The sequence below is a fragment of the Calothrix rhizosoleniae SC01 genome (genome assembly GCF_900185595.1).
Taxonomy (GTDB): Bacteria; Cyanobacteriota; Cyanobacteriia; order Cyanobacteriales; family Nostocaceae; genus Calothrix_A; species Calothrix_A rhizosoleniae.
The window spans coordinates 1-5,635 of record NZ_FYBH01000182.1 but is presented as its reverse complement, the minus strand read 5'-3'; the positions used below and the strand labels follow the sequence as shown (position 1 = coordinate 5,635).

The 5,635-nt window shown below is 39.4% G+C and carries 6 protein-coding genes; 4 read left to right on the top strand and 2 right to left on the bottom strand.

Translation table 11 applies throughout. From position 1 onward, the window contains the following. Positions 1-319: MFS transporter (locus CALSC_RS27415; protein ID WP_235006762.1), on the top strand; the 319-nt coding region annotated here is incomplete at its 5' end. 145 nt (positions 320-464) lie between these two features. Here the strand turns inward: CALSC_RS27415 and CALSC_RS11190 are convergent. Then, positions 465-1,049 carry a Uma2 family endonuclease gene (locus CALSC_RS11190; protein WP_088241430.1) on the bottom strand — a complete coding sequence of 195 codons (585 nt, stop codon included), beginning with the start codon at positions 1,047-1,049 and terminating at the stop codon, positions 465-467. Between the two features lie 237 nt (positions 1,050-1,286). Here CALSC_RS11190 and CALSC_RS11185 point away from each other — a divergent pair, with 237 nt between their 5' ends. From CALSC_RS11185 to CALSC_RS11175, 3 genes are all read left to right on the top strand, one after another. Beyond that, on the top strand, positions 1,287-1,928 hold the full coding sequence (locus CALSC_RS11185) for a class I SAM-dependent methyltransferase (protein ID WP_088241429.1): 642 nt from the start codon (positions 1,287-1,289) through the stop codon (positions 1,926-1,928). A 241-nt stretch (positions 1,929-2,169) separates the two neighbouring features. After that, positions 2,170-2,682, top strand: coding sequence for a hypothetical protein (locus CALSC_RS11180; RefSeq protein WP_088241428.1), 513 nt, complete (start codon positions 2,170-2,172; stop codon positions 2,680-2,682). Between the two features lie 66 nt (positions 2,683-2,748). Further along, positions 2,749-3,591: a hypothetical protein gene (locus CALSC_RS11175; RefSeq protein WP_088241427.1), complete on the top strand. Its 843-nt coding sequence runs from the start codon at positions 2,749-2,751 to the stop codon at positions 3,589-3,591. Between the two features lie 498 nt (positions 3,592-4,089). Here CALSC_RS11175 and CALSC_RS11170 read toward each other — a convergent pair whose 3' ends face one another. After that, the gene (locus CALSC_RS11170; protein WP_088241426.1) at positions 4,090-5,238 is read right to left on the bottom strand and encodes an alanine--glyoxylate aminotransferase family protein; all 1,149 of its coding nucleotides are present in this window, start codon (positions 5,236-5,238) and stop codon (positions 4,090-4,092) included. Between the last annotated feature and the right edge of the window lie 397 nt (positions 5,239-5,635).

The following is a 5,635-nucleotide window of genomic DNA, read 5'->3' as shown; positions in this document are numbered from 1 at the left end:
ATTGTCTATGATTGCTATTTGCTTGACGAGGGAGCTGACTACACTGTTTGTTATTTTATGTGCTGCTCAGGGATTAGCTGTAGGTCCAGTGATGGCCTTACCTAATTATATTCTGTCTCCTGATAGTCGACACTTCGGAATAGGTATTTTCTATACTCTTTATTATTTAGGAGCAACAACCTTGCCCATGCTGGGAGGAGCGATATTAGATGTTACCGCAGAACTGGCTTCTGTAATAGTATTTAGTTCAATCTGCTTGTGTTTAACTCCCGTCTTTTGCTCTATGTCACTGCACACTTTAACAAGAGCAAAACGGTAGTGCAATAGAAAGTTGTGGGATACTGTGTATATAAAAAAACGGCGTTGCTGATTAAGGGGATGATTTTTATCTTATGCATGAGACGGAGTGCGGCTTCCCCAGATGAATCCGCATTCCGTCTTCCGTCTCTTGAGAACGGGGAAGCTTAAGGCGTACTATCAACAATCAAGTCTACATCTTCGTAGATATCTGCAATATTAAAATGCACATCAACACTAGCAAAATCAACTTTGTCACCTCGAACATAAGGAAAAAGTTCCCAACGCCCGTTTTCATTGCGACGGAAACAATCTACACTCATGACATCTTGAGAAATTAAGACATACTCTTTGAGGGTTTTTAATTGCCTGTAATCAGCAAATTTCTTACCTCGATCATAAGCTTCTGTCATATCAGAAAGTACTTCTACAATTAAACAAGGATAGCGTTTAAAGTATTTATACTCCTTATCCCTTGCATCTCCAGTCACTATCACATCGGGATAAAAATAACGATTAATTGATTCTATTTGTGTCTTCATATCTGCCATATAAACCCGATAACTTTTTCTTCGTAATTCACTCAGCAGCAATGAAGCTAAATTTAAAGTAATAGTCACGTGGGCATCGCTTCTAGTACTGGATATTTGATAAACTTGACCATCAAGATATTCATGTTTAATAATACTTAATTTCTCTGTTTCTAAGTATTCTTCTGGTGATATATAGTATTCGTTGTGGCTCAATACCATCTCGGGTTACAGGAAAATTAAGGGACTAATAAAACCATTCTATCTAAACCTAGTCCTGATGAAATGTTTGACAATTAATTTTTTATAAATCACAAAAGTAATTTAATATTTATGAGTTAAAAACATAACTAATAAATATTTGCTATGTCAGAAAATAAGTCAGAATAATTACATAAAATTTTGTAAAATTGGCATAGCTGACTTAACTTTTATGTAAAATTATCCTTGCCAGGGTTTATGTTGCTGAAACCAAATCAACGTACCAAACTAGATGATACCGACGACAAACTGTTTTATGATTATCCCCGTTTCGTCACCCATGTAGACGAAGGATTTATTCAACAACTAACAAATTTATACCGCGATCGCTTACAACCAAACATACGCATTTTTGACATGATGAGTAGTTGGGTATCTCACCTACCAGAAGAAATGCAGTTTGCCCATGTGGAGGGACATGGACTGAATCCAGAAGAGTTAGCACGCAATCCCCGATTTAATCATTACTTTGTGCAAGACCTCAACGCTAATCCAAAATTACCTTTACCCGATGAGGACTTTGATGCTGTCCTCAATTGTGTGTCTATACAATATTTACAATATCCAGAGGCTGTATTTGCTGAAATTTACCGTATCCTGAAACCCGGTGGAATAGCGATCTTTAGTTTTTCTAATCGCATGTTTTATCAAAAAGCCATCCAAGCATGGCGAGATGCTTCGGAAACTAGTAGAGTTCAATTAGTCAAAGGCTATTTTGCATCGGTACCAGGATTCAGCAAACCAGAAATTATCGCTCGTCAATCTCCTGCTCCCACTTTCTTACAGTTATTGGGTATAGGAGGAGGGGATCCCTTTTATGCAGCGATCGCCCAGCGGTAATAGTACTCTGCTTTGCTGAGTATGAGAAGAGGGGGGAGTGTGGGGAGAAAATAACTTTTTCTTCTCACTATTAACCAGGCATAGTTACCTTGGTAGAGTACTAGTGTGTATTTTGACAAACGAAATCTGATCGAAAAGTAAATTTTCCCAGGGGACGACCTGAAAAACCCTGATAATTTCTATGAAGGTCACAAGATAAGCTTTTTCCTAGATTTGGTAAAGCATAAATTAGGAGATAAATATGGTTTCCCCCCGCACTCGTAAGATTTTCGCAGCTTTGCTGTTGTCAATTTTACTACTAACTACAGCTTGTACACCCAAAGAGCCTGGACGTTTTGACCAGGTACAACAGGAAAGTAGCCGTCAAAGAAGTGGTCAAGCAGTTTCCAAGCAAGCAACTCAAGGTAGTAATTTTAACAAAATATTTCCCAGCTCCTCAGGTGGTTATCAACGGGTATTTACCCAAGAGAAAAAAGGTTTTTCCCAAGCCAAACTGAAAAAGGATGGTAAAGATGTGGCTGTGTTGTCCATATCAGATACTATTAGTACTCCATCTACTGCTGCTAAATACTCTAATAGCGCTACAAAAATTGCAGGTTATCCAGCACGGGAAATTGGTAATACTCAAACTGCGATTTTAGTTAATAACCGCTACCAAGTAAAAATTTCTTCTCGTTCTCCATCATTCACAGCTAGCGATCGCCAAGATTGGATCCAGAAGTTTAAGTTGAGTAGTTTAGAGCGACTGAAGTAAATGGAAAAAAGCGAAAAAAGCGATCGCCAATAAAGAATAAATAGATAACAAAATCAGGAGATTATTGTGAGTAAAGCAATTTTTGAGTTGGTAGATGAATTACCAACTAGTGGTTTAACCATTTCCATGCTGAATGCATTAGATTTTGCTGCACCCGGTGAATGGGAAAATGTAGTTGGTTTTGTGAATACGATTAAACATGTCACTGGAGAAAGTGATGATGACTTAATTCAAGAAATTGGCGAGCGAGCTATTTATCTGTATAACGACCGTTCTCAGGGATACCAGAGAGCTATGTGGTTATACCAAACTGTGGATAGTACAGATAAGGCTCTAGCAGCAGCAGCTTTAGCAAATAAGGTGGGGGAAACTATCCCTCTTTTGGGCTTTTTAAACAAAGTCACTCCCAAGGCAGATAAAGCTCAAACTATTGATTTAACATTGAAATTAGTAGCTGAGTTAGTAGCTTTTTGCCAAATTAACGGTATTCCTGGAGATAGTATTGGGGATTTTGTGGCTTCTTTGGGAGAATACAGTGGTGAATCATTGATTCGCATGGTAGCTTTAGTTTGTGTTGATGGCTTAATACCCCTTGGTCCTGATTTTATTGACAAAGCTATATCCGGAATTAGTCAGACAAGTCCTCAGGAATTAGAACAAAATCCCACCTTTAGTAGTATGAAAGATGCCATTCCAGGTTCTAATTCTGGTAGTAAACTCGATTTTATTGGTCAAAGTTTTGATTCGGTAAAAGGCTGGATGGGTAATTTAGTTGCTAATAAAGACTTAAATCCACAAAATGTGTTAAACAACTTGCAAGGATTCATGCAAATTGCCGATGATAAGTTGGATTATGTTGCAGCATTTTTAGATATGTCAACTAATTACTGTCCGTTCGCTCATTTTTGAACCGAAAATTTAATTAAGCCTTACAAAGCTTATGATCTAGGATATGCCGTCAATTCAGGCATTTTTGGCTCTTACAAGGTTTTAGCCATTTTTATGATTTAGACCTCCCTACGTCTTAAATAGGCGCTTCTGGAGGCTTTTTATTAAAGTTTCAAATATTACTTCTAAATAACCGCTTACTTAGGAATCGCCTTTTTCCTTTTAAATTAAGGCTTTAATTCAACTTAGAGTTTCAAAATAAGCGAACGCCGAGTAATTACTACGAACATACAGGTACACAAACCCTAGCACGGCGATTAATTGAACGTGCGGTGGCAGAAATTTAGCCTAGAGCACCGATTCAGTAATGCCAAAATTCCTAGGGTGAGAGAGTGAGAGAGTGAGAGAGTGAGAGGGAAAGAGAGAAAGAGGGAAAGAGGGTAATTTATACTCATCTTTCCATCACTCCATCACTCCCTCACTCCCCACACTCCCCACACTCCCCACACTCCCCACACTCTATCTGGGTAACACTTGTTGTAATTCTGCAATCAGGCGATCGACATTTTCCTGGCGACTGTTGAAACCCATCAATCCAATACGCCAAACTTTACCACCAAGTTCCCCTAAACCACCACCAATCTCAATACCCCGTTCTAAGAGTAACTGTTTAGCGATCGCTTTTCCATCTACTCCTTCAGGAATGCGGACTGTTGTTAGGGTAGGTAGGCGAAACTCTTTTTCTACATGGAGAGTCAATCCTAAATCTTCCAACCTTTGCCAAAGGTACTCCACATTGGTTCGGTGACGCTGCCAGCAATTTTCTATACCTTCTTCGGCAATTAAACGTAGTGATTCCCGCAGTGCATAATACAAGTTAATCGGTGCAGTATGGTGATAAGCTCGTTCACCTCCCCAATACTTACCTAACAAATTCATATCTAGATACCAATTAGCCACCTTTGTTTGACGGCGTTGCAACTTCTCCATTGCTCTAGGACTCATGGTAAATGGAGAAGCACCAGGAGGACAGCACAGTCCTTTTTGACTGCAACTATAAGCTAAATCCACACCCCACTCATCCAAGAATAGGGGTACACCACCCAAACTAGTTACCGTATCTATCAATAGTAAACAGTCAAACTCCCGGCATAAATCTCCCACACCTTCTAATGATTGGCGGGCACCAGTGGAGGTTTCTGCATGAACTAAAGCCAAAATTGCCGGACGGTGGGTTTCCATCGCTGTACGCAATTCATCTAAGTTGAATACCTGTCCCCAAGGCTTAGTAATGGTACGCACATCACCACCATATCTACCAGCCATATCCACTAAGCGATTACCAAAATAACCCACTACTCCTACTAGAACCACATCACCAGGCTCTACAGAGTTAGCAATGGTAGCTTCCATAGCTGCGGTACCCGTACCACTTACAGCAATGGTGTGGGGATTTTCTGTTTGCCAAGTGTAACGTAATAGGGACTGAATCTCATCCATCAGTTCTAAGAAAGCGGGATCAAGATGTCCTACAGGAGTGGTATTCATTGCCTGAAGGACTGTAGGATGAGAATTTGCAGGTCCTGGTCCCATTAATAAGCGTTCAGGAATATTCAAAGGGGCGAGGTTTTGGCGTTGACTTTGATTGATAGAGATTGTTTGGGTCATTATTCTTTATCAGCTGTTGATGTAGGAATAATTTTAAGTTTATTAGTGCGGCAGTGCCCATGTTTTTGATCTATTTTTCACTAAAGAAAATTTTATATCCCACATTCCGTAGGTTACATTTACAAGCTTATTATTTTTATAAACTGGATATAACAAGGCTTTCAGCCATTAAGTAAATATGGGTGCACAAGAGCGATACTCACAAAGGTAGCCGCACTGCGAGTGAGAATGGGAGCAGTAGTTGATAATGGTCTCAATAAATCATGGTATTGAAACGGCAAATCAATCTTATATCAACTTATAAAGATATACAGTTCAGGTGTTATTCCGTAAAGATAAGGCAACAAAAACTAAGCTTGTAAAGGTAGGTTAATGGTTTCTGCGGATTCACCTGAAC

Excerpts from the sequence above, each read along its gene's own strand:
- CALSC_RS11185 (WP_088241429.1), top strand. The coding sequence starts at position 1,287 with ATGTTGCTGAAACCAAATCAACGTACCAAACTAGATGATACCGACGAC.
- CALSC_RS11180 (WP_088241428.1), top strand. The coding sequence starts at position 2,170 with ATGGTTTCCCCCCGCACTCGTAAGATTTTCGCAGCTTTGCTGTTGTCA.
- CALSC_RS11190 (WP_088241430.1), bottom strand. The coding sequence starts at position 1,049 with ATGGTATTGAGCCACAACGAATACTATATATCACCAGAAGAATACTTA.
- CALSC_RS11170 (WP_088241426.1), bottom strand. The coding sequence starts at position 5,238 with ATGACCCAAACAATCTCTATCAATCAAAGTCAACGCCAAAACCTCGCC.